The sequence below is a fragment of the Paenibacillus sp. IHB B 3084 genome, from assembly GCF_001447315.1.
In the GTDB taxonomy this organism is placed as follows: Bacteria; Bacillota; Bacilli; order Paenibacillales; family Paenibacillaceae; genus Paenibacillus.
Genome location: NZ_CP013203.1, coordinates 2442048 through 2464039, shown reverse-complemented (window position 1 = coordinate 2464039; position 21992 = coordinate 2442048). Strand labels below are relative to the sequence as shown.

Genomic DNA, 21992 nt, shown 5'->3' with positions numbered 1-21992 from the left:
CATGAATACACTTCAACAATAAATAACCCAACTGAGATCAGAGTTATCTTAGTCGGGTTATTTTGCAATCGGGATATTAGGACATCGTAGGTTGCCCTTTTGCCAAATTTAATTGCCATGAAACCCCGTACTTATCTTGAACCCAGCCAAATAGCTGGCTTACGGGCGAGGCTTCGAGCGACATTAGAACTTGCCCCTCCTGCGATAGCTGATCAAACACGCGATGAATTTCTTCTTCCGAGTCACAGGTGACGAACAGCGATAGAGCCGGAGTAAAAGGGTGCTTGTCCTGATGGTTCTGGTCAATAGCCATGAAGGTTTGACCTTTTAGAGCGAATACAGCATGTAACACGCTTCCATCCTCCTGATAGAATACGCTAACGATGTTGGACGGCTCAAAAACGGAGGTATAAAATTGCATGGCTTCTTCTGCTTGACCGGAGAACATGAAAAATGTTGTAATTTTTGGACTGGAATCTTGCATGAGGTCAACTCCTTGGACTGGATATTTGATGTTAACATCTTCTCTCTTTTTTAATGGAAATATTCAGCGATATAAGAAGTGCTCCATGAAGACTTACATACTCTCGGAAGGGGGAAGAACAGAATGATGGAAACGACAGCAAGGCTTATTCGAATGTTCGAATCAGGTGAGAAGCTGGACGCCAGTGTGATTTCCGCTTACATAGATGTGATTGCACAATACGGGGCAACGGCGGATGCTTGGGGATTGTATAAGCTTTTTAAAGATGCTCCTTATCATTATATTAGAGGACTGCTGCTTCAGCCGATCATGAGGTGTGGGGATACGGCATTGGCGCAGGATATGTACGAACGTTACGTTCGAAATCAGACATCCTCAGAACATATACCCGATGGTGTGCTGCATGTGTTGGTTATTTGGGTTTTGCGGAGGCTACGGCTGACCTCGTCGCTTTAGTGAACGGGCAATGTGGGCCCACATCTGTGGATGCCTGTATGGGACTGGTGCATCTTCCATGCGATTCGTATCGTGAAGGGCTGGTGGCTCAATTAGAAGAAGCAATGGATCAGAGCTTGTTTAATGAATTTTTGCCGCTACTAAGCTTCAAATGCGCTAATGTGGACATGGTTCCGCGATTGGTGCATTGGGGAGAAAAGCATGCTTCCGTAGACTGTAATGCGGGGATTATTGCGGGAATTGCATTGTTTGGTAAGGGACAGAGGGAGACGATTCAATCTATTTTGTGGAATCCGCAATGGGAGGCTCACGGGACGGCTACGGGTAGCTGTGTGTGGTCTTATTTTGCTATGCAGCATGTAGGATTAACCTTTAGGGAGCTTATTCGGGATATCAAAAGCTACGATGCATCTATAGAAGGTGTGCAGGCATTGGAATACTGTTTGGATGTGTTGTGCGTAATGTTGGAATTAAAGCTGAGTTATACGGCACGGCCCATCCGCTTTGCCCGCAGTAACGAGGAGTCATTTGGCGAACTGTATAGAGATTTGTTCAGTTGGTCCACAGAACATCAGGATGACTCTATTGTGGGCTGGATTACGGATCACTTCGGATATGAACATCCACTACTGGATCAGTATAACGAGTTGAGAAAACGATTTGAGATTAAAATGTGGCATGAAATCGAGCTGGAGCATGTTCGTACAGGGAGTTAATCGGGTTAGGATGTAAGAATTATGGATGTAAAGGGACGAAATAGATAAATGCAGTGGCGGTATGGGATTCGCCCAGTCCACGGGCTGATGTCTCGCATAGGATACATCAGCCTAGAACACAAGGAGTGAACCGCATGTCTTTAATGCCACAGGGTCCTTTCGGACCGCAAACGGGGTTTCCGGGTCCATCCATGCCGCCAGGAACAGGCCCTTCGAGTCCACAATTTCCTGGTACACCACAGGGGCCTTTTGGCCCGTCAACAGGGCAAGGGTCGTTTTCGCCGCCGCCGGGATCATTCGGTCCGCAAGGAGGACCACAAGGCGTTCAGGCGCCCACTGCCCCACCACCGCAATTTACACCACCGAAGCCGCTGGTCTCCGCCTATGCTATTGATCCCGGAGCCATTTCCGGCTGTTTGTTCCGCAACACGTTTATATGGCTGACGAGTGGAGAGCGCTTCTGGCTATATCCGGTCTTTGTAGGCAGAACATCAGTGGCGGGGTTCCGGTGGAACGGTCGTTTTTGGACATATTTTGGGATAGACACCAACCGCATTGAGTCGTTTAGCTGCTATTGGTAAGCATAATTTGGCGGTTGATGTAAAAAGAAAGCAAAAAGACTGAGGGAGCGCTGATAGCGTGCCTTCAGTCTTTTTTGTGGTTAATCCATCCACCATCGTTTGAAATTGCCCCACCATGACTTCTTCTCAGCCTGCTGCTCCGCCTGGTCATTCTGCGTTGCTTCCGGCGGGTTGTTCTGCCCCGACAGTGTTTCCTTCGGCTCTGTTCCGCTTACGAACACTTCCAGCCGCTTGTCGGGACTGTCCGGTGCGGCCAGCTTGCCGCTGGCCGGATCAATGTAGGCGCTGACGACGCCGTCAGGAATGGGAAAGATTTTGGGCGGCACATTCTCCAGTGCTTTCTCCGTATACTGTGCGAAAATCGGTGCCGCCCGCCGGGCATCCTGCGTGCTGATGGCCTTACCCTTGTCGTAGCCGACCCAGACGGCGGTGGACAGCTCGGGTGTGAAGCCGACCATCCACGCATCGGTGTTGGTCGTTCCGCTCTTGCCGGCAACCGGTCGCTTGATCAGCTTCGCGACCCGGTTGCCGGTGCCGCCTTCCTCGAACACGCCTTCCATGAGGCGTGTGAGGACGTAGGCGGAGGCGGGCTTCACCACCTGCTCGGGCGCGGCCTGCGGCGCTTCATAGAGCGACCGCCCGGCCGCATCGGTGACGCGCAGCACCGCCACCGGAGCGACCTTTTGCCCGCCGCTGCCGATGACCGAGAAGGCCGAGGCCATCTCGAACGGGCTGACGGGCGACACGCCCAGCGCCAGCGAAGGCACGGGCTTCAGCTCGCTCGTGATACCCATTTTGCGGGCAAGGTCCATGACCTTATCCGTTCCCACCTTCAAAATGGTGCTTACGGCATAAATATTATCGGACGCTGCAATCGCGCGTCGCAGATCAATTTCGCCCAAATATTTGTCTCCAAAATTTTTGGGCTTATAGGTTTTGCGGTTGTTATCGTAGTGAAACAACGTCGGTCGGCTTTCGAACTTGGACGTACTCGTTAATTCACCGGAATCAAGTGCGCTCAGATACATAATCGGCTTGAAGGACGATCCGGGCTGCCGGGTCGTGGCGAGCGCATGGTTGTACTGGTTGGCGACATAGTTGGCTCCGCCGACCATCGCTTTGACGTGTCCGCTACGCGGGTCGATAGAGATCAGCGCCGTCTCCAGACCGTTGCTGCTCTTCATGCCTTCGCTTACTGCGGCCTCGGCTGCCTGCTGCATGTGCATGTCCAGCGTGGTATAAATACTCAGACCGCCATGCTCTAGCACGCCCTCGCTAATCCCAAGCTGATGAATCACGAGCTGGCGAACGTAATCGCGGAACCAGGGCGCGGCCTCGACCGTCCTGCGCTGGCTCTCGGGCCGCAGGGCAAGCATTTCCCCATAGGTCTTGGTGGCTTCGGCCTGAGTGATCTTGCCAGTGAGTGCCATGGAATCGAGTACAACCTTTTGCCGATCCTTCGCGTTTTTCATATGATTATACGGCGAATAGTAGGTCGGTCCTTTCGGAATACCCGCCAGCAGTGCGCTTTCAGCCAGATCGAGATCCTTGGCGGATTTGCCAAAATACATCTGGGAAGCCGCCTCAATGCCGTAGGCACCGTGACCATAGTAGATTTCGTTCAAATACATTTGCAGCAGCTCGTCCTTGGTGTACTTCATTTCCAACTGCGCCGTGTAGATGGCTTCCTTAGCCTTGCGTGTCCAGGTTTTTTCATGGGATAGATACAGGTTACGTGCAAGCTGCTGTGTCAGCGTGCTGGCCCCTTGCGACATGTCCCAACGGGTCACATTGACGAGCACCGCCCGGCCCAGACCTTTGAAATCAAACCCGAAATGATCATAAAACTTCCGGTCTTCTACAGCCAGCGTAGCCGCAATCAGATCGGGTGAAATGTGATCCAGTTGGACAGGGATAGACTCCTTGCCTCCGGCAGAGAAGGTGGCAATGACTTTCCCCTGACTGTCGAGCAGCCGTGAATTCCGATCCGTATCCGCGAGTGGAAGACTGGTCGTATATAAATAGGCGAGCAGAATGCAGGCGGCGATGACCGTCAGAATGGTGAGTGACATCAGTCCCTGAAACCATCGAACCCAGAGCGGTTTGCGCTTGGGGGATTGCTTAGTTGTACCGGCCATCATGCCACCTCCTTCCTTGGTTGATGTTCTCAGTATTGTCAATCCGAAAGCGTCTATTCATCAGATGCGCGTACGTGTACATTTTATACGAGATCCATCTAAAAAGGCTTTTGCAGGCTATCCGGGTATCGCTTATAATGCAAAAAAGTGTAAAAGTGCAGTGTGTTTGGTTACAATAAATATATCAAACCCGGCGATTATGTGTTGCAGATATCGTGTTATAGATATAATGAAGTCGCTGTTTATATTGTTACGACCAGAAGGAACTGCGAGGGCGCGGCCTGGATGATAAAGGAATTGTCGGACAATACTTTAATGAGAAAGAAGGTTGAAATGATGGATTTGTGGTTTACGGAGAAGCAAACTTCCTCTTTCGGCATTACGGCAAAAATCAAACAAACCTATGTCTCCGAGAAAACGGATTTTCAGGATCTGGCGATGATGGAAACGGAGGAATTCGGCAATATGCTCGTACTGGACGGCATGGTGATGACGACCGTGAAGGATGAGTTCGTTTATCATGAAATGGTAGCGCATCCGGCTCTGAACACACACCCGAATCCAAAGAAGGTTTTGGTGGTGGGCGGCGGCGATGGCGGCGTTATTCGTGAGGTCATCAAGCACCCTGAGGTCGAAAAGGCCGTGCTGGTTGAAATTGACGGTAAGGTGATCGAATATTCCAAACAATATTTGCCCGAAATTGCCGGAAAGCTGGACGAGCCTAATGTGGAAGTGCTGGTCAATGATGGCTACATGCATATTCTGGAGCACAAAAATGAATACGACGTCATTATGGTCGATTCCACGGAACCCGTTGGCCCGGCAGCACCGCTGTTCGAACGCGGTTTTTACCAAGGTATCTTTGAAGCGTTGAAGGAAGATGGCATTTTTGTGGCGCAAACAGATAACCCTTGGTTCAAAGCCGATCTGATTCAGAAGGTCAACAAAGATGTGAAGGAGATTTTCCCGATTGTACGTGTGTACGGGGCGAATATTCCGACCTATCCGAGCGGTCTGTGGACATTCACATTGGGCAGCAAAAAGTATGATCCGCTCGAAGTCGACGAGGCACAGATTCCCGAAATGGACACCCGATATTACAGTCCGCGTCTGCACAAAGCAGCGTTCGTGCTGCCTAAATTTGTGGAGGATTTGACGAAGTAGCCCTTGTTAGTAAGCGTCTAGGCATTCTTTGTAACCTGTTTTTGGGTGAAAAAGAGCCCTGAGGCGCTTTTTTGATATTTAATAAAAGGGGCAAATGAGCGTGAGAGCATACTGGACAGCGGATTTCCTTTTAAGATAAAAGAAGGAAATTTAAGGGTGTGTGTAGAATATACAAAAAACCAAACATTAGACAGAATTGAAATATCATCTAGGGGAGGTTTGGTTATGTAAACAAACCAATCGGCAATGTACGAAAGAGGGGGAAGTTGTTTTGATCAGACGTTCTTTTTATTATCTGTGGGGGTCTCAGACGATCTCCAACGTAGCAGATATCATCTACATGTTGAGTGTAGTGGTATTGGTGTTCAGCTCCAGTAATTCTTTAATGACGACCATTTTAATTCCGTTGTTCCGCTTGTCTGCGCAGGTGCTTAGTGGACTGGTGGCTCCCGTGGTTCTCAGTCGTTTCCGGCTAACGAGGGTGTTGCTGTTTTCCCAACTTGGGCAGTTTGTCATTTTTACATTACTCCTGCTTTACCTGTGGATCACACCTGAGCAGAGGTCGTTTCTGTTCATTTTTGTGATGGTGTTCGGCATGTCATTTTTGGATGGCTGGACCAACCCGGCACGTAATTCGCTTGTACCCCGATTGGCAACTGGCGAGGGGCTGATGCGTGCGAACGGCATGGTGGCGGTCAGTGATCAAGTGGTTAAATGTGCAGGCTGGGCGTTGAGCGGGATTATTGTGGCCTGGCTTGGTTCCCTGAATACGCTTGTGATCGCATCCTGTTGTTATTTGGTGGCTGTAACGGTTACGTCCTTCATTCGTGATCCGCTGGATCAAAAGCAATTAAGCCCCGAATCCTCAGAATCCTCGAACAATTCAACAGAAACCGCAAAGTCAAAAGAAAAAGGCTCTCACTGGAAGGAGCTTGGTGAAGGATGGCAAATCATTTGGCATAACCGCCGCATCCGGTCTCTGATGATCGTGGATAGTGTGGATACCATTGGAGGAACCTCCTGGCTGGGTGTATTTATTTTGGCGTATGTTACTCAGGTGCTGCATCAGGATGCAAGCTGGTGGGGCTTTATGAATGCTTCCTTTTTCTCCGGAACAATTCTGGGCGGGTTGCTTGTCGTCGGCTTGGTTAAGCGGCTGCAAAAGAACAGCTTCCTGTACATGCTCGGAGCGTTGCTTGTGTATGTGCTGATTACGATAGTGTTTGCACTCAATACGATCCCGGTCGCTGCGCTTGTTCTTTTTGCTGTATCCGGCTTACCGGTTCAAATGGCTGGCATCATTCGCCGCACCTTGCTGCAAACGAGTGCCCCGGCCGCTCAGCTTCCCAAAGTGATGGCGGGTATCGATGTGCTTACGAATCTCGCTTTTGGCCTGTCTTTACTATTCCTGGGCTGGTATGCAGACCGCTTTGGTATGGTGCAGGTGTACCTGCTGGCTGCGGCCATGACGACCATTGCTGTCCTGATCGGCTGGTTCTACCGCCGGGATTTTCAGGAAAGTGAGCAAGTGGACCATCCAACCGCTACGGGCGCAGGGGTTTGAAGCTAAGGCATTCGTGGGACGGGTCAACTGGTATTGATGGACTACATAATAGTTCTACTATTTTCTAGCTTAGGGTAAGAAAATAAGCCAAGCCTGTCATATCCAAGGCTTGGCTTATGTTTTCGTTAACATGTTGGTGAGATCCCTACAATAACCTTTTGAGTTGAGATACACGGCCTTGTGACACGCCGAGCCATTTTGCATATTCATTCTGTGTTGCGTTCGGATATCTACGCAAAAGTTCTTTTAGGCTTTCGATCAGATTTTGTGATGACTGATAGCTTCTCTTTTCGGTATACGCATGTTCCTTAACAACAGGAATTGGTATTGGACTAACACCTATATTTGCCTTCAATTCGACTGTACAGTTCTTGCATAAAAGTGAACCCCTGAAATACGTTAGATTTTCAGTTGAGCTACACAGCTTGCAGGAAGCGCCAACATATTTTTGCATACCCAAGAAGCCTGTTTCATGATCGGCAAAAAATTCTATTGAATCACCAATATCCAAGTTCATGGTGGTACGGATTTCTTTTGGAATAACGATACGGTTTAATGAGTCCAATCGGCGCAGCATACCTGTATTTTTCATATAATATCCTCTCCTGATTCCTCTATGATCTGTTTGAGCTGGCTGACCCGGGCTTGTGATATACGTAACATATCGGCGTATTCTTGTTGTGTGGCGTTAGGGTGCTTTTCTAACAAATTCAAAAGCAACTGGGCCATGACCTCTTTTGGCTGTAGAGCCCGTCTATCTGTCTCCGTATCTTTCACAGGTTTCGGTGTGAGTGGTTTTTTAGCTTTGGATTTGAAAGCATTTTTGATCATATTTATACATTTATTGCATATGAGAGAGTCTTTAAAAGCGCTTAGTCCTTCGGTTGATTGACAGAATTTACAGGATTGACCGATGTATTTTTTTAAAATGATTGTGCCCTTCTCTGTGTCTATAAAAAATTCAACGGAATCCAGAGGTTCAAAATCGCACGTATATAATATTTCTTTGGGGAGGGTGAAGCGTCCCAAATGGTCTAATATTCTCGTCATGGCAATGTATTTCATGTCAAAAATCTCCTATTAAAAAGATAAAAAGCAATAAAATAGAACTATTCTTTATTGTTCCAATAGATGGTATAATTATGGATGGGTAAATACTTAATTATATTATATGTTTTCCAACTATAGGATTTATTGAAATGAGAATCATACTAGAGTTCACGTTGAAAGGGTGGTTTATTCATGGAAATCACACCTGGGATAAGAGCAGAATTAGAAAAATACCTGGAACAAAAAGGGTTGAGCAAGACCGCGTTTGGACATATCTCGGGATTGAATCCGGGCACCGTCAGTGGTATTGTGACGGGCAATAAGTCCATTTCCGTGAATCAATTGGATCTGATTACGCTAGGGAATGGAGTTACCACCGGATCATTTTTATGAGCGTTATATTGAAGAGTACATTATAGATGAACCGCTGAACTGGCGAAAAATTAGCCCGTACTTGTACCGATGTGTGGAGCTTCATCGGCTGGATTGCTTGAAGAGAGTCGTCTATCTTTTGCTAGACCATGCTACCTATCCACCTTTGCTCTATGGAGTAGCCGAAAATGTTTTCAAAGACGGGTATAATGAAGCCGCTGCTTTTCTGTATACAAAGGTGGCTGAGAGTGAGAAGCATCAGCATTCAGAACGACTTGCCGTGTGCCAGTATCGCTTGTTCACAATAAATATTGGGAAAGATAGAGCTGTTAATCTACAGGCGGCCATTGAGTTTGCACCATTTGTGGATCGTTTGGATGAAGTAGACCAATTGGATGCTTTAAAAGATTTAGCAAACATACACCGTTCATTAAACCACTGGGGCAATGTATATGAGTTGGCCCAGGAAATGAAACGTAGAGCGAAGATTCAGTATGAATCGAATCGTTGTAACGAACAAAAGAAACCAAAAGGAGGACCACTTTTTGCATATATAGCTTATGGCGATCTGTTGTGTGCAGCCGTTTGTCACGCTCAGGGGGATTACGTAACAGGTCTTAAATACATCCAAGCACACGCTGATTTAAGCTGGGTCAAGGAAAGTGATCCAGAAACACAACATTGGATCGGCTTGTTTCAAGGATGGGCGAAAATCAATTCGTGCGTAAATCGACTGATGGCCGGGGATGTTACTGTCCTACCCGATTACGTAGAGTATATGGCAGGCAAAGACGAAATTTTTGCCGAACTCTTAAACATCGTAGAAGCGGCCAATCGGTATAATCTGGATGTAGATCATATTCTGGAACGGTTTGAGCCTCAAATTGCTGCCTATCAGGAACCAACGTCTACTGACTTGTATACTCAGCAAGTCTTATCGGAGGAAGCAGCACGGTTTTGGTACAAATTAGCCAAGTACAACCTAATTAAAGGAAGATATCCATATGGTTTTAAATGTTTAATAGACGCATTGGCAAAATCTGATAAAATAAATAATGCACAACTCGCTCATAATTGCACAGGTTTGTTTGATCGTTTCAGAGCTTGTGCAGACCCTGAAACACTGGATCAGTACGAAAAATTATCACAGGAGGTGTGGGAAAAAAATGATCAAAAAGATGGCTTTGCTTTTGGCAATAACTAGCTTCCTATTGGTATTCGTAGTACCCATAGGAAGTCCCAATCAAGGTCATGGAACGATTTCTACAACCGGAATCATCGGCGGCTTCTAATTTTTTTAAAAAATGATCAAAAAGATGACTTTGTTCTTGGCGGTAACTAGCTTTTTACTGGTATTTGCACTACCAGTTCAAGCTAAGTATCCTAGCTCTGGCACAGTACAAACTCAGGGCTACATCGGTGGTGCATAAGTCAAGGATCAATTCATTATCATTGACCAGCTTAAAATGCTGGTCTTTTTTTGTCCTTTTTACAGATTTTTGGTTGAAAAAAATAATGATTCGGATTTGCTCATTCTATCCTAAAATGAGATACATTAGGAGGGAATGTCAATGAATACGGATGAAACTTTTCAACAACAAATGGAAAATGCCCGTCAGCAGCTTCATGATCTGTTTGAACAGTACGGTTTCGGACATGCGTGTGTTCTTGAGCAGTCTATGTTATTGGATGAACTTATTAATCAGTACAACCGTATGTTTCAGACCAAAAAAACTTACGAAAATGTCCAACTGATGTAACCAGATCATATCCCTTTCAGTTCGCGTATACATGGAATACAAATGAAGGAATCTCTATAAGGCATCAAACTATGATTAGAGCCACATAACCTACATTGTTCTTTGTCTATTTGAATTAGGATGATGCCTTGTTCTTGTAAAGAAAACTCCAAACCATCTTGTTTTTCAATGCCCAAATCTCTCCTTACGTCCATCGGTAACACGATTCTTCCGAAATAATCCAGCTTCCTCACCCATCCTGCTCTATGCAAAACTAATCCCTCCCATCACATAACGAATACGATTATATCACGATATCTATAAAATGACTTATTTGAAAGAAAAATACATTCTCATGTCATAAAATGTAATGAATTCGGTGTAACGGCTGGTGTGGTTAATGATCGGTTATACATTTTTGTTCTCTGTATTATTATTAATTTTTTTATTTGGTATGATTCGTAAGAAAAATAGTAAGCACTGAACGGAAATTGACCGTTTTACTGGTCGTCGTTGGACTTTTTATGTTGTGAATTTTTATCGTGGAAAATCAAATAAGGGAAAACATCGAGGCATTCATGCCCTAGTGATCAGGTCGGTCAATTGCCGGCCTTTTTATTTGCTCAGGAAACTTTTCCTTAGCTGGACGAAGGGGCGTGCCCCGCGCTTTAGGTACGAGTGGGGACTTAATAGCTTGCTTACGGCACGTTCTACACAATCAGCGGCAGTCTACTTTTTTTGAAAGACAACATTTTTCCCCTTACTTCGACATGGACAACTTGTTATTGTAATTAAATATAAATAAAAGGAAAGTGGTATATGTCTATTATTTTTTCAAAAAAGTGGTTTCTATTTCATTATCTTCCGTAATGATGTTAGGCTTCTCTGCTAGAGCTTTTGCGTCAACGGGGCCTGTTAATACGACAACACCGTCTGAACCATCTTATTCGACAAATATCCAAGAAAACAACTCCGTTGAGACACAAGGTTTCAAAAGATGGTTTGCAGAAAAAGCAGTAAAGGGGATTGCTGCAGCCCTTAGAGCAGGAGCAAATAACACATATGTAAAAAAGCGATTGCTGAATACTTCGATGATGCAACAGCCAAAGTCTTCAAGAGGAATTTAGATAATATTGCTGATGTACTGGATGATGCAGTTAGAGCGGGCGATCTAGCCAGCGCATATATCAAGGATAAAATTTTTAAATTGATGTATAGTGTTACTGGTGACTATGGAATAGCAGAATCGATTGCGGATGGGGTGGTTGCTCTAATTGATATCTTCCTTTAACAATTAACTATTCGGAGGTTACAATATTGAGTGACGAGATAAAACAATATCAGTCTGAAATTGAGGAACTTCAAGCTAAAGTATCATCTTTAGAACAAAGTTTGAAGAAGCTTGCTATTTTAGTCGAGCCAAATCCGAAATACCCCTATTGGCATAAGATTCTTTGTTTGGGCATTAATGAAGAACAAAGAATGAATCTTGAATACATTATGTCTTACCTCACTAGCAGACTCCATCAGGATGAAGAATTTTTACAGCATGACGCTGAACAATCAAGCAGGTTTCCTCCTGAGTTGTTTCGTAAAGAAAAACCTTCTGCTGACGAAACAATAAATATTATTATAGCTAGTTGTGGGATCGGGTATGAAAAAATTGTTAAAGACATACTGATTTGCATGTATCAGCAGGGAATGTTCAAGCAAATTATCAGCTTTTTGTTTCCCGTTGAAACTTCTAATGTGCAAAAGGTTGAAGAGTAACTCTCTGGAGTTTTTGAAAATATAAGTCGCTGAGAGGCGACTTTTTGGTTTTTTAATACACTAATTGAAGGGATTGTTTCCTAGTTAGCAGGTCATCCCCTAGCCGTGTCACTACATGTATATCTCTCCTTTACTAAGTGTAATAAAAAAGATGACTCATAGGTATCTCAACCCGACGTCGTTTCAACGACGATTGAGATCGAAGGAGCCTATAAAATACTACAAGAGATCACCAATGGATCAATTATCATGAGGAAACTCTTTATTGGGCAAAAGCAAGTAATTATACGGTTACTAATCCAAAACGTATAATGCATCAACTACGCTAAAATACGATGATGTTACTTTTATGGTCGGTGTTTAGTACATGTATTCGGTAGCCACGCAAATTCCAGCAGATGCAAGCAGATTTAGCAGATTAGGGGTTTCGGCTGATTTCACTCTTAAAAAGTATAGAGCTGTTTAGTATGATGATTACACCGGACAAAGAATCAGTTCATGGGATTTTGTGGCTACCAATGTTCGTAATACCTACCTTGCGCCCGCTTATCAATAGTAAGTCTGTAACAACGTTTATGAAAAAGTATTAATCTTATTTAAGGAAGAACCTGTATAATATTGATAAAATCAACACAGAATACAAGTCGATGGAAAGCGTATATACATATAAGGGTAATAGAACTTATCTGGGGTAAGGGAGGAAAAAGAATGGTTCAGTATCAAGTAATTTCGGTTTGTGATCGTACGGGGTGCACATATAGTTCGGTCAGTGTTACCTTGGATGCGATATCAGCAGATGCAGCTTGGACAGCAGCCAATGTTTTAAATCGCACTTCAGATTTACGCTGTCCTATATGTGGTGAATCGCTTGGTTTTTTTCCGGATGAATTTGATAATTGTGAATAAGTAAAATGAAGAAAACCTTTACCCGAAGGCAAAGGTTTTCTTGAGGCCCACCGTGGGGCATAATCTGTGTGTTTCTACGGCCCACCATGGGGCATGAGTTTTTAATCCGAGTGTTACTTACATCAATATTATAAACTAAAACAGTAGAATAAGCAAGTATTATCAGTAATTTTAAGAACTTTTAAGTTCCGCCTCATTATCTTCTCCAAATGCTTGAATTGCATTTTGAATTTCTTCATACGCACTTTGACGAACTTTGTCACGCATCGTAATAATTTTTTTGCTAAGCGGGTCCATAATTGCAACTGCCTCTACCCAGCTTTTTAATAGTCCTATTCTGTTTGTTCCACTTGGCAACTTATATGGTTTCCGTTCAATAACATATACCTTTTCATCGTCATAAAGTTTATAAGTCAGCTTGTTTTTATAATTCTCAACCAACCTAATGGGCCGATTTAGATGAAAGTATTGAACTTCAGGATATTCTAATATCGGTAATGTATCCACAAAGCTATTATAAATAAATTCATTGTACAAGCTTCTTTCTTTTAATCCATAAATTCGAAAACCATCTTTAATTCGATTTTGCTGTTCTGGAGAAAGTTTTACAATTTCAAACTTGTCTGTAATTGGGTTTTTATGGCGCACATTTCGGATGCGCTTGCGACTAACGCTGGTAATCTGATTCATGAGGACTACTGTTTCACCTTGTAAAAATGAAACATGCCCAATATTAAATGACAGATCTGTGTCCAAAGTCTTTTCTGCTTTAAAACTCGTTGTCGGAATTATACTTACATTATCCCTCTTCCGTTGCTCATCCCAGACAATACCATAATGGAATTCATCCTGCTCGGAACCTATTCCAGTAAAATTGACGCATACTACCATAAATTGGGTTGTGATCGGTTTTAATACCCCTGAAGTTGGATCTTTAACGGTGTCTTTATTCGCGGAATCTATAAACCTCTTCACTCGGGACAACGTATCTTCCCTAGTCAAGTTTGGTACACCTGCGTCATCTTTAATATGCATTAGCTGAGCTGTTATTTGACGAACCTTTTGGTCATCCATAATATGTTTGTAGAGTGATAACAAGTGCTTCTTTTCGTATTCTGCTTTATTGAGTAAATCGAGTAAAAATTGTTCTATCAAATAATTCACTTCTTTCATTGTAATGTATCTAATTCTATCATAATTATCCTTTCCTTCGTTCCAATTAAACTGTAGTTTATACATAAAATCACAACCCAAAAAAGCCGATTGCATAAGAGCAATCGGCTTATCCCCTCAACCCGCTATGCTAGGCTGTGGTGAACTGGCTGTTATAGAGCGAGGCATAATGCCCCCCGCTTGCAAGCAGGCCCTCGTGGGTTCCGCTTTCGACCACATCGCCGTTTTTCATATATAAAATCAGATCCGCTTCGCGGATGGTTGATAGTCGGTGGGCGATCACAAAGCTGGTGCGTCCGGCAATCATTTTCATAAATGCCTTCTGAATACGCGCTTCTGTCAAGGTGTCAATACTGCTGGTCGCTTCATCCAGAATGAGCATAGGTGGATCGACGAGAATCACCCGCGCGATGGTGAGCAACTGCTTTTGACCTTGCGACAGGCTGTCGCCTGAACCGCTGATGACCGTATCGTAGCCATGAGGCAGCCGCTTGATGAAGCTATGTGCATTGGCAGCCGTTGCAGCCGCAATAATTTCTTCTTCCGTCGCTTCCGGCTTTCCGTAAGCGATATTGTCCCGAATCGTACCGCTGAACAGCCATGTATCCTGAAGCACCATACCAAAGTTCGTCCGCAGACTGTCCCGGCTCATGTCATTAATATTGACCCCGTCGATGGATATCGAGCCGCTATCTACATCATAGAACCGCATGAGCAGGTTAACGAGCGTGGTTTTACCAGCTCCGGTCTGCCCGACAATCGCAACACGGGTACCCGGCTTAACCTCCAGACTAAAGTCCGTAATGAGCGTACGTTCCGGGTTATAGGAGAATTTCACATGATCAAAAAGAATCGTGCCTTTGCTACGCCCAAGCTGTACGGCGCTCGATTTTTCCGGCTGCTCAGGCGGCGAGTCCAAAATAGCAAATATACGCTGAGCGGAAGCCGTAGCCGACTGGAACTGGGTCAGTACACCCGTAATTTCATTAAAAGGCTTGGCAAACAGGTTCGTATAGATCAGAAAACTTGATAATCCCCCTACCGAAATCACACCCAAAATGATGGATATACAGCCGATCATCGCCGTGACCGAGAAGGTCATATTGTTCACCAGCCGAGTGGAGGGATTGGACAATGATCCGTAAAACTGTGATTTTACCCCGGCTTGATACAATTGTTCGTTTTTGGCGGAAAATTCCTCAAACGAACGGTTTTCATAGTGAAAGGCTGTGACCACCCGCTGTCCGCCGATCATTTCCTCTACATAACCATTCAGACTTCCTAAAATTTGGGCCTGTTCACGGAACATGCGCTGGGATCGTGTGGTAATGAACCGTGCCACACCATACGTGACCGGGGCTGACACCAGCACGACCAGCGTCATCATTGGACTGATGTACAGCATGAGCACAATCGAGCCTATAATCGTAATCATCCCGGTAATCAAGGTAGAAAAGCCTTGCAGCAATCCATCCGACACAGCATCCATATCGTTCACAAAACGGCTGATGCTGTCACCTTGCGGGTGATTGTCGTGGAAGCTTAACGGGAGGATATTAAAATGATCAAATAGCTCCCGCCGCATATCATTGACCGTCTGATAAGCAATACGGTTCGTCAAATAGGTGAGCAGCCAGCTAAACAAACTGCCTACGGCATACACCATGCCTAATCCGGCAAGAATGTGCGCAATCCCTCTAAAATCCACCACACCCTTATCCACCATGTGGTCGATGGCCTGACCAATCATGTAGGGGCCGATCAGACTGGCAAGCACGCTGAGAATCGCGCTGATGATGACCCAAAACGTTGTTTTTTTATATTGACCTACATAGGTTAACAATCTTCTCCAGGTTTCCTTGGCGCTCATTGGTCTACCTCCTGCGTTGAGAGCTGGGAACGATTAATTTCCTGGTATACATCGGAGCTGCTCATCAACTGTTCATGTGTGCCGACACCGACAATCTGTCCTTCATCAAACACAATAATTTTATCGGCATGCTGTACGCTGCTCACCCGTTGCGAGACAAGCAGGACGGTCATGCTGCTGCTGTTTTCCCGTAACGATGTACGCAAGGCGGCATCGGTTGCAAAATCAAGTGCACTTGAGGAATCATCTAAAATAAGGATTTCCGGATTCCCTACAATAGCTCTGGCAATGGTGAGACGTTGCTTTTGACCTCCCGACAGATTAAGACCCCCACGGGCAATCGGAGCATCGTATTTTTCGGGCAGATTGGAAATGAACTCATCCGCTTGCGCAATTGCTGCAGCCCGGGCGACTTCCTCATCGGTGGCGTGTTCATGACCCCAGCGAATATTATCCGCTATGGTGCCGGTGAACAGCAGCGCCTTCTGTGGAACAATCCCGATTTTTTGCCGCAATGGCTCAAGCTTATATTGGCGAACGTCAATGCCATCGACCTGCACATGCCCCTCCACCGCATCATAGAACCGGGGAATGAGATTCACAAATGTTGATTTCCCCGAACCCGTTCCTCCGATGATGCCGACCGTTTCACCAGGGTAGATGTTTACGGTAACATCGTTAAGCGCCAATTGTCCCGTTTTATTGTATCCGAAGGAGACGTGGTTAAAAGCGATAGTCGGTACGGTGTCCTGTTCATTTGATTCAGACTGATTTGTAGTCGTAGTCACATCGGAAATCGAAGCTTGTGTATCCAGAACTTCCTGAATCCGTGCTGCCGAGGTTGCGGCCTTGGTGAACAGAATAATTAAATTGGTCACCACGATCAGAGCCAGCAAAATCTGCGTGATATAATTAATAAAAGCAATAATCTCCCCTTGCGTAAGAGATCCGTATTGAATATGAATGCCGCCGATCCACAGAATCGCAATAATGGCTCCGTTAACCACTAACAAGGTGGCCGGGCTGAGCAAAGCGGAAATACGCCCGACACGAATGGCGGTTTGGGTCAGGTCATCCGATGCTGTGTTGAACTTGACTCGTTCGGCTCCTCTTTTGGCAAAGGCCCGTATGACCCTTACCCCTGTAAGATTTTCGCTTAGCACAAGAGCGATGTTATCCAGCTTTTTCTGATACATTCGGTACAGCGGTGAAGCCTTCGTAATAACCAGATACAGGATTAAAGCCAGAATCGGCGTAGCTGCCAAAAGAACCAAAGCAAGGCGAAAGTCCAAGATCATCGACATGATAATAGCCCCAATACAAATAAAGGGGGCGCGAATGACCAGACGAATCAGCATCGCCACAGCCGTCTGGAGCTGATTCACATCGTTCGTGATCCGATTAATGAGTGAGGGCGTACCAAACTTATCGAGATCTGCATAAGAGAACGATGAAATGTGCTTAAACATCGTATTGCGCAGCGTAGTTCCGAATCCCTGAGAGGCCCGGGCTGCGTAAAACTGGCACACCATTGAGCTGCCAAAGCCCAGCACGGTCATAAGCAGCATCAATAGACCCATTTGCCAAACATAATGGGTATCTCCTTTGACCACGCCATGATTGATCATTAGAGCTACCATGGTAGGCAGCAACAATTCCAGAATCGCCTCAATCAGTTTAAACAGAGGCCCAAGAATGCTTTCCTTTTTATAGGGTTTCAAAAAAACAGCAAATTTCAGCAAATAAACCATCACCTAACCTGAATAATGTATAAAGCCCGTTGACCCAACCTGATAACTGAATATGATTATGGCATATCCCAAACCATATGAATAATATTTAATATATATTAGAGGTATATGTATTACATATATCAGTACCGGAGGTTCATGATGGAATTGAGACATCTTAAGTATTTTCTGGCGATTGCAGAGGCCGGACAAATCACAGCGGCAGCCAAAAAGCTGCAAATCGCACAGCCTCCCCTAAGTCAGCAGCTCATGCAGTTGGAGGAAGAGCTGGGGGTAAAGCTCGTGCATCGAGGTCCGCGAAGCATTCATCTGACAGAGGCCGGAATCATTTTGCAGAACAGGGCCAAGCAGATTTTGGAGCTGACCGATGCCACGACGAGGGAAATAAACGATTTTGCCAAGGGTATGAAGGGAACGCTCACGATTGGAACCGTCTCTTCTTCCGGCGCAGCCCTGATGAAAGACAGGCTTTCCGAATTTCACAAAACCTATGCGGGCGTAAAATTCGAAATCCATGAGGGAAATACGTTCATGATTCTCGATCTGTTGAACAAGGGCATTGTAGAGGTTGGTATCGTCAGAACGCCGTTTAACACCACCGGTCTGGGGTGCAGATATGCAGCCTCCGAGCCGATGGTCGCGGTGATGACAGAAGAGCATGACTGGAACCCTGACCAGAAGACGATTCCGCTGTCTGATTTGAAAGATAGACCTCTTATCGTATACCGCCGCTTTGAGCAACTGATACACAATACCTGCATGAAGCATGGCTTTGAGCCGGATGTCTTTTGCAAAAACGATGATGCCCGCACTACGCTTCATTGGGCCAATGAAGGATTGGGGATCGGTATGATTTCACGGTCCGCGCTCTCTCTGGGCAGTAATAACCAGTTAATCGTGAAGGAAATTATGTGTGAAGAATTGCATACTCGTGTGGCGGCTGTCTGGCTCAAGGATAGATACATGTCTTCTCTGGCTTCCCGATTTATCGAAAGCTTTAGCCAGGCATCCGATGAAGTCACTCCGCAGTAGCTGTTTTTTTTGTGGATGAAAGCATCTTTTTGTAAAATCTCATTTGAATTGCAAACGGGAACTGGATATAGTAGTACAGTAGGATAGCGATAGAATGGAGTTTGAACACATGCCACACAATGCAAAGGTCCAAATCCGTCTTCATAGTCATCACGACGGAGAAGATGTGGTACAGGAGCTTCCCGGAGAAGCGATCATGCGTGGGAAGCATCTATATATAAGGTACGATGAACCCCAAGAGGGACCTGAGGGCGGAACGACACGGAACACGGTCAAAATCGGACCGGATGAGCTTAAGCTGATTCGCCACGGTGAGGTGCAGTCGGAGCAGTCATTTGCGCTGGGACGAAGATTGCCGGGATTTTACCGATCGCCTTATTTAAGCCTGAACATGTCTGCGCATACGCAGAAGCTCGATATTCGAATGGACGGATTTACCGGACAGGTGAGCTGGACTTATGATCTGTACGTATTTGAGGATTTCTCGGGGCATTTTGCCATCAGTTTGCATATACAGGAGGAGCAACAATCATGACAAGCAATCCACTGGAACTCATTAATCAAAAGGTGACCTCTGCTATCGAGGCAGCGGTACTGGCTGCCGGTATCGTGAGCCGCGAAGAGCTGCCGACAATCACACTGGAGGTGCCGAAGGACAAGTCGCACGGTGATTTGGCTACAAACGCTGCGATGCAGCTTACCCGTATTGCGAAGAAAAACCCGCGTCAAATTGCAGAAGATTTGATCGCAAATATGGACTTGGCTGCCGCCTCGATTGAAAGCGCGGAAATTGCCGGACCGGGCTTTATTAACTTCCGCCTGAACAAGAGTTACCTCTATGCAGTTATTCAGCAAGTGCAGGAACAGGGAGCAGATTACGGACGTGTGCAGGAAGGTGCAGGCAAAAAGGTACAAATCGAGTTTGTCAGTGCGAACCCGACAGGTAGCCTTCACTTGGGCCATGCGCGCGGTGCGGCAGTAGGGGATGCCCTCTGCAACGTGCTTGATTTTGGCGGATACAAAGTAACTCGTGAATACTACATTAATGATGCGGGTAACCAGATTTACAACATGAGCCGCTCGATTGAGGCGCGTTATTTGCAAGAGCTGGGACAGCCTGCGGAGATGCCGGAGGACGGTTATCACGGTGAGGACATCGTCGGGTTTGCCAGGGAGCTGGTGGCTGAGAAGGGCGATTCCCTGCTGTCTTTGACACCAGGCGACCGCGCAGCTTATTTCCGTGACTACGGTTTGGAAAAGGAACTGAACAAGATCAAGCGCGATCTGGAGCTGTTCCGTGTACCTTTTGACTCCTGGTTCAGCGAAACATCGCTGTATGAAAACGGTGAAGTGCTTAAAGCGCTGAATGAGCTGCGTGACCGTGAGGAGATTTACGAGAAGGACGGAGCCACATGGCTGAACACAACCAAGTACGGCGACGATAAAGACCGTGTCTTGATCAAAAATGACGGTACATACACGTACCTGACCCCGGATATCGCTTACCATCGCGACAAATACGCCCGTGGGTATGACACGATCATCAACATTTGGGGGGCGGACCACCACGGCTACATTCCACGGATGAAAGCAGCTATGGAAGCACTGGGTAACGACCCGGATAAGCTCAAAGTGCTGATTGCCCAAATGGTCAGCCTGTTCCAAAACGGGGAAAAGGTTAAAATGTCCAAACGTACCGGTAAGGCCGTGACGATGGAAGACCTGATGGAAGAAGTGGGCGTGGATGCAATCCGTTACTTCTTCACGATGCGCAGCATGGATTCGCATCTGGATTTTGACATGGATTTGGCGATTTCCACTTCCAATGAAAATCCGGTATTCTACGTGCAGTATGCCCACGCGCGGGCGTGCAGCGTATATCGTCAAGCTGAGGAACAAGGCATTGCCGTACTGCCGTTGGCAGAGGTTGATCTGTCCAAGCTGACGGCTGAGCATGAATACGACCTGTTGCGTAAAATCGGCGAGCTGCCGGAGGAAGTATCGGTAGCGGCTGCGAGCTTTGCGCCACACCGTATGATTCGCTACGTCTACGAGCTGGCATCGCTGTTCCACAGCTACTATAAGGCAGAGCGTGTGATCACTGAGGATGCCGCTCAAACGCAGGCTCGTTTGGCGCTGTTTGGCGCGGTGCGCACCACCATTGCCAATGTGCTGAAGCTGGTAGGCGTGTCTGCACCGGAACGCATGTAAGCAAGCCACTTTAACCGATAAAAGGAACCGTCCGTACCATCCCCCAGCAGGGTGGCACGTTCGGTTCCTTTTTTGGTTCGAGCAGCTTAGTAGCGTTCCAGCACCAAATTCGTTTTCAGGGAATCGGCAGGAACCAGCCATCCTTTGGATTGCAGCAGATGGATCAGCTTGGTACGATTGCTGGCGGCAACGCTGTAGTCCGAGGTTTTGAAGGAGATTTCGATGATGGTATCTGTACCTGATCCGTTTGCACTACGGATAGGCCAGACTTCAACGTCGGTATCCAATCCTTGAAAGCTGCCTCCATATTTGCTGACCTGTACAGGACCGCGTACTCTGGAGTCTGCCAGGGTTTGTTTGCCCCAGTTGCTGGTTTTCCAGTTTTGCAGCTTGCCCGGGAGATTATCCAATAGTTGCTTTAACGCCTGATCCGGGGAAGGAAGAGTTAGTCCTTTGGAAGCGTTCGTTTTTTTATCATTGGAAAAGCTCAGCGTCTGCTTGCTATAACCCCAATCCACCTCAGCATCGTAGTTGTCGTCGGATGCGCTGAAGCCTTCTTTATTCGCTTGGGTGAGAGCCGCGTTGATATCTCCGTTCGTGACCGTGTACCGCTTCTTGTAGGTTAATTCATAATTCTTTTTATCCTCTTTTTTGCGAAATCTCACGTTCCAGCCCTCGTTGTTCAATTGCAGTTGATCCGTGTCAAAATATTCGACGCTCAATCGTTGCGCATCTTCGCTAATTTGAAACTCGTTGGCTACGCTGCTTTTCAAAGAGCCGTCCGCATTGAGGACCTGAGCTGTATCCAGCAGCAGCTTTACCTCATAGCTTGGTGTGGCATTGGCGGCAGCCTGTGCAGGCTCGGCACCTTTTAATCCCGTTACAAGCAGCACTGCACTCAGGGTTAGTACCGATAAAGCTTTGGTGATACGAAGACCAGTTTTCATCCAATCATCTCCTGTTCGTCCGAATGGGGTACACGCTACACTTTACGGGTTTAATGTCAGTTGTATGT

At 46.1% G+C, this 21992-nt stretch carries 20 protein-coding genes and 1 pseudogene; 12 read left to right on the top strand and 9 right to left on the bottom strand.

Going from position 1 to position 21992, the window contains the following annotated elements:
• Positions 1 to 76 precede the first annotated feature (76 nt).
• The gene (locus ASL14_RS11570) at positions 77 to 484 is read right to left on the bottom strand and encodes a VOC family protein (protein ID WP_134911687.1); all 408 of its coding nucleotides are present in this window, start codon (positions 482 to 484) and stop codon (positions 77 to 79) included.
• Between the two features lie 123 nt (positions 485 to 607).
• On the opposite strand from ASL14_RS11570, the gene ASL14_RS28000 reads away from it, so the two are divergent.
• From ASL14_RS28000 to ASL14_RS11560, 3 genes are all read left to right on the top strand, one after another.
• A complete protein-coding gene (locus tag ASL14_RS28000; protein WP_223264290.1) occupies positions 608 to 940 on the top strand; it encodes a hypothetical protein in 333 nt (110 codons plus the stop codon).
• Positions 901 to 1656, top strand: coding sequence for a hypothetical protein (locus tag ASL14_RS11565; RefSeq protein ID WP_223264289.1), 756 nt, complete (start codon positions 901 to 903; stop codon positions 1654 to 1656). The genes ASL14_RS28000 and ASL14_RS11565 overlap by 40 nt, the downstream gene beginning before the upstream one ends.
• A 134-nt stretch (positions 1657 to 1790) precedes the next feature.
• A complete protein-coding gene (locus ASL14_RS11560; RefSeq protein ID WP_134911686.1) occupies positions 1791 to 2237 on the top strand; it encodes a transporter in 447 nt (148 codons plus the stop codon).
• A gap of 80 nt (positions 2238 to 2317) precedes the next feature.
• On the opposite strand, the gene ASL14_RS11555 is transcribed toward ASL14_RS11560, so the two are convergent.
• Positions 2318 to 4375, bottom strand: a complete 2058-nt coding sequence (locus ASL14_RS11555; RefSeq protein ID WP_134914521.1) for a transglycosylase domain-containing protein — start codon at positions 4373 to 4375, stop codon at positions 2318 to 2320.
• Between the two features lie 336 nt (positions 4376 to 4711).
• On the opposite strand from ASL14_RS11555, the gene speE reads away from it, so the two are divergent.
• Positions 4712 to 5539, top strand: coding sequence for a polyamine aminopropyltransferase (gene speE / locus ASL14_RS11550; protein WP_134914520.1), 828 nt, complete (start codon positions 4712 to 4714; stop codon positions 5537 to 5539).
• A 271-nt stretch (positions 5540 to 5810) separates the two neighbouring features.
• A complete protein-coding gene (locus ASL14_RS11545) occupies positions 5811 to 7103 on the top strand; it encodes an MFS transporter (RefSeq protein ID WP_134911685.1) in 1293 nt (430 codons plus the stop codon).
• Between the two features lie 145 nt (positions 7104 to 7248).
• On the opposite strand, the gene ASL14_RS11540 is transcribed toward ASL14_RS11545, so the two are convergent.
• On the bottom strand, positions 7249 to 7695 hold the full coding sequence (locus tag ASL14_RS11540) for an AbrB/MazE/SpoVT family DNA-binding domain-containing protein (protein WP_134911684.1): 447 nt from the start codon (positions 7693 to 7695) through the stop codon (positions 7249 to 7251).
• Positions 7692 to 8168: an AbrB/MazE/SpoVT family DNA-binding domain-containing protein gene (locus tag ASL14_RS11535; RefSeq protein WP_134911683.1), complete on the bottom strand. Its 477-nt coding sequence runs from the start codon at positions 8166 to 8168 to the stop codon at positions 7692 to 7694. The genes ASL14_RS11540 and ASL14_RS11535 overlap by 4 nt, the downstream gene beginning before the upstream one ends.
• Positions 8169 to 8345: 177 nt before the next feature.
• On the opposite strand from ASL14_RS11535, the pseudogene ASL14_RS11530 reads away from it, so the two are divergent.
• Positions 8346 to 9729 (top strand): annotated as a pseudogene (locus tag ASL14_RS11530) (helix-turn-helix domain-containing protein).
• A gap of 367 nt (positions 9730 to 10096) precedes the next feature.
• Positions 10097 to 10285, top strand: a complete 189-nt coding sequence (locus ASL14_RS11525; RefSeq protein ID WP_134911682.1) for an aspartyl-phosphate phosphatase Spo0E family protein — start codon at positions 10097 to 10099, stop codon at positions 10283 to 10285.
• A 5-nt stretch (positions 10286 to 10290) separates the two neighbouring features.
• Here the strand turns inward: ASL14_RS11525 and ASL14_RS11520 are convergent, their stop codons facing one another.
• Positions 10291 to 10536, bottom strand: a complete 246-nt coding sequence (locus tag ASL14_RS11520) for an AbrB/MazE/SpoVT family DNA-binding domain-containing protein (protein ID WP_134911681.1) — start codon at positions 10534 to 10536, stop codon at positions 10291 to 10293.
• Between the two features lie 1045 nt (positions 10537 to 11581).
• Between ASL14_RS11520 and ASL14_RS11510 the strand changes: the two genes are divergently transcribed.
• Both ASL14_RS11510 and ASL14_RS11505 read left to right on the top strand, forming a co-directional pair.
• The gene (locus ASL14_RS11510) at positions 11582 to 12034 is read left to right on the top strand and encodes a hypothetical protein (protein ID WP_134911679.1); all 453 of its coding nucleotides are present in this window, start codon (positions 11582 to 11584) and stop codon (positions 12032 to 12034) included.
• Positions 12035 to 12742: 708 nt separating this feature from the next.
• Entirely contained in the window at positions 12743 to 12940 is a 198-nt protein-coding gene (locus tag ASL14_RS11505; protein ID WP_134911678.1) for a hypothetical protein, read from the top strand.
• 171 nt (positions 12941 to 13111) lie between these two features.
• Here ASL14_RS11505 and ASL14_RS11500 read toward each other — a convergent pair whose 3' ends face one another.
• From ASL14_RS11500 to ASL14_RS11490, 3 genes are all read right to left on the bottom strand, one after another.
• On the bottom strand, positions 13112 to 14179 hold the full coding sequence (locus tag ASL14_RS11500; RefSeq protein WP_189338254.1) for a type II toxin-antitoxin system PemK/MazF family toxin: 1068 nt from the start codon (positions 14177 to 14179) through the stop codon (positions 13112 to 13114).
• 64 nt (positions 14180 to 14243) lie between these two features.
• Complete coding sequence (locus ASL14_RS11495; RefSeq protein ID WP_134911676.1) at positions 14244 to 15983, bottom strand: ABC transporter ATP-binding protein; 1740 nt, start codon at positions 15981 to 15983, stop codon at positions 14244 to 14246.
• Positions 15980 to 17725, bottom strand: a complete 1746-nt coding sequence (locus ASL14_RS11490; RefSeq protein WP_134911675.1) for an ABC transporter ATP-binding protein — start codon at positions 17723 to 17725, stop codon at positions 15980 to 15982. Before ASL14_RS11490 ends, ASL14_RS11495 begins: the two co-directional genes overlap by 4 nt.
• Before the next feature lie 150 nt (positions 17726 to 17875).
• Here ASL14_RS11490 and ASL14_RS11485 point away from each other — a divergent pair, with 150 nt between their 5' ends.
• The 3 genes from ASL14_RS11485 to argS all read left to right on the top strand — a co-directional run bounded on the left by ASL14_RS11485 (position 17876) and on the right by argS (position 20977).
• Positions 17876 to 18766 (top strand): LysR family transcriptional regulator, encoded by an 891-nt coding sequence (locus ASL14_RS11485; protein WP_134914519.1) that lies wholly within the window; start codon positions 17876 to 17878, stop codon positions 18764 to 18766.
• Between the two features lie 94 nt (positions 18767 to 18860).
• Complete coding sequence (locus ASL14_RS11480; RefSeq protein ID WP_134911674.1) at positions 18861 to 19301, top strand: YwiB family protein; 441 nt, start codon at positions 18861 to 18863, stop codon at positions 19299 to 19301.
• The gene (argS, locus tag ASL14_RS11475; RefSeq protein ID WP_134911673.1) at positions 19298 to 20977 is read left to right on the top strand and encodes an arginine--tRNA ligase; all 1680 of its coding nucleotides are present in this window, start codon (positions 19298 to 19300) and stop codon (positions 20975 to 20977) included. Before ASL14_RS11480 ends, argS begins: the two co-directional genes overlap by 4 nt.
• 86 nt (positions 20978 to 21063) lie before the next feature.
• On the opposite strand, the gene ASL14_RS11470 is transcribed toward argS, so the two are convergent.
• Positions 21064 to 21924, bottom strand: coding sequence for a hypothetical protein (locus ASL14_RS11470; protein WP_134911672.1), 861 nt, complete (start codon positions 21922 to 21924; stop codon positions 21064 to 21066).
• Positions 21925 to 21992 lie beyond the last annotated feature (68 nt).

Excerpts from the sequence above, each read along its gene's own strand:
- ASL14_RS11570 (WP_134911687.1), bottom strand. The coding sequence starts at position 484 with ATGCAAGATTCCAGTCCAAAAATTACAACATTTTTCATGTTCTCCGGT.
- ASL14_RS28000 (WP_223264290.1), top strand. The coding sequence starts at position 608 with ATGATGGAAACGACAGCAAGGCTTATTCGAATGTTCGAATCAGGTGAG.
- ASL14_RS11560 (WP_134911686.1), top strand. The coding sequence starts at position 1,791 with ATGTCTTTAATGCCACAGGGTCCTTTCGGACCGCAAACGGGGTTTCCG.
- ASL14_RS11555 (WP_134914521.1), bottom strand. The coding sequence starts at position 4,375 with ATGGCCGGTACAACTAAGCAATCCCCCAAGCGCAAACCGCTCTGGGTT.
- speE (WP_134914520.1), top strand. The coding sequence starts at position 4,712 with ATGGATTTGTGGTTTACGGAGAAGCAAACTTCCTCTTTCGGCATTACG.
- ASL14_RS11540 (WP_134911684.1), bottom strand. The coding sequence starts at position 7,695 with ATGAAAAATACAGGTATGCTGCGCCGATTGGACTCATTAAACCGTATC.
- ASL14_RS11535 (WP_134911683.1), bottom strand. The coding sequence starts at position 8,168 with ATGAAATACATTGCCATGACGAGAATATTAGACCATTTGGGACGCTTC.
- ASL14_RS11525 (WP_134911682.1), top strand. The coding sequence starts at position 10,097 with ATGAATACGGATGAAACTTTTCAACAACAAATGGAAAATGCCCGTCAG.
- ASL14_RS11505 (WP_134911678.1), top strand. The coding sequence starts at position 12,743 with ATGGTTCAGTATCAAGTAATTTCGGTTTGTGATCGTACGGGGTGCACA.
- ASL14_RS11500 (WP_189338254.1), bottom strand. The coding sequence starts at position 14,179 with ATGTATAAACTACAGTTTAATTGGAACGAAGGAAAGGATAATTATGAT.
- ASL14_RS11495 (WP_134911676.1), bottom strand. The coding sequence starts at position 15,983 with ATGAGCGCCAAGGAAACCTGGAGAAGATTGTTAACCTATGTAGGTCAA.
- ASL14_RS11485 (WP_134914519.1), top strand. The coding sequence starts at position 17,876 with ATGGAATTGAGACATCTTAAGTATTTTCTGGCGATTGCAGAGGCCGGA.
- ASL14_RS11480 (WP_134911674.1), top strand. The coding sequence starts at position 18,861 with ATGGAGTTTGAACACATGCCACACAATGCAAAGGTCCAAATCCGTCTT.
- argS (WP_134911673.1), top strand. The coding sequence starts at position 19,298 with ATGACAAGCAATCCACTGGAACTCATTAATCAAAAGGTGACCTCTGCT.
- ASL14_RS11470 (WP_134911672.1), bottom strand. The coding sequence starts at position 21,924 with ATGAAAACTGGTCTTCGTATCACCAAAGCTTTATCGGTACTAACCCTG.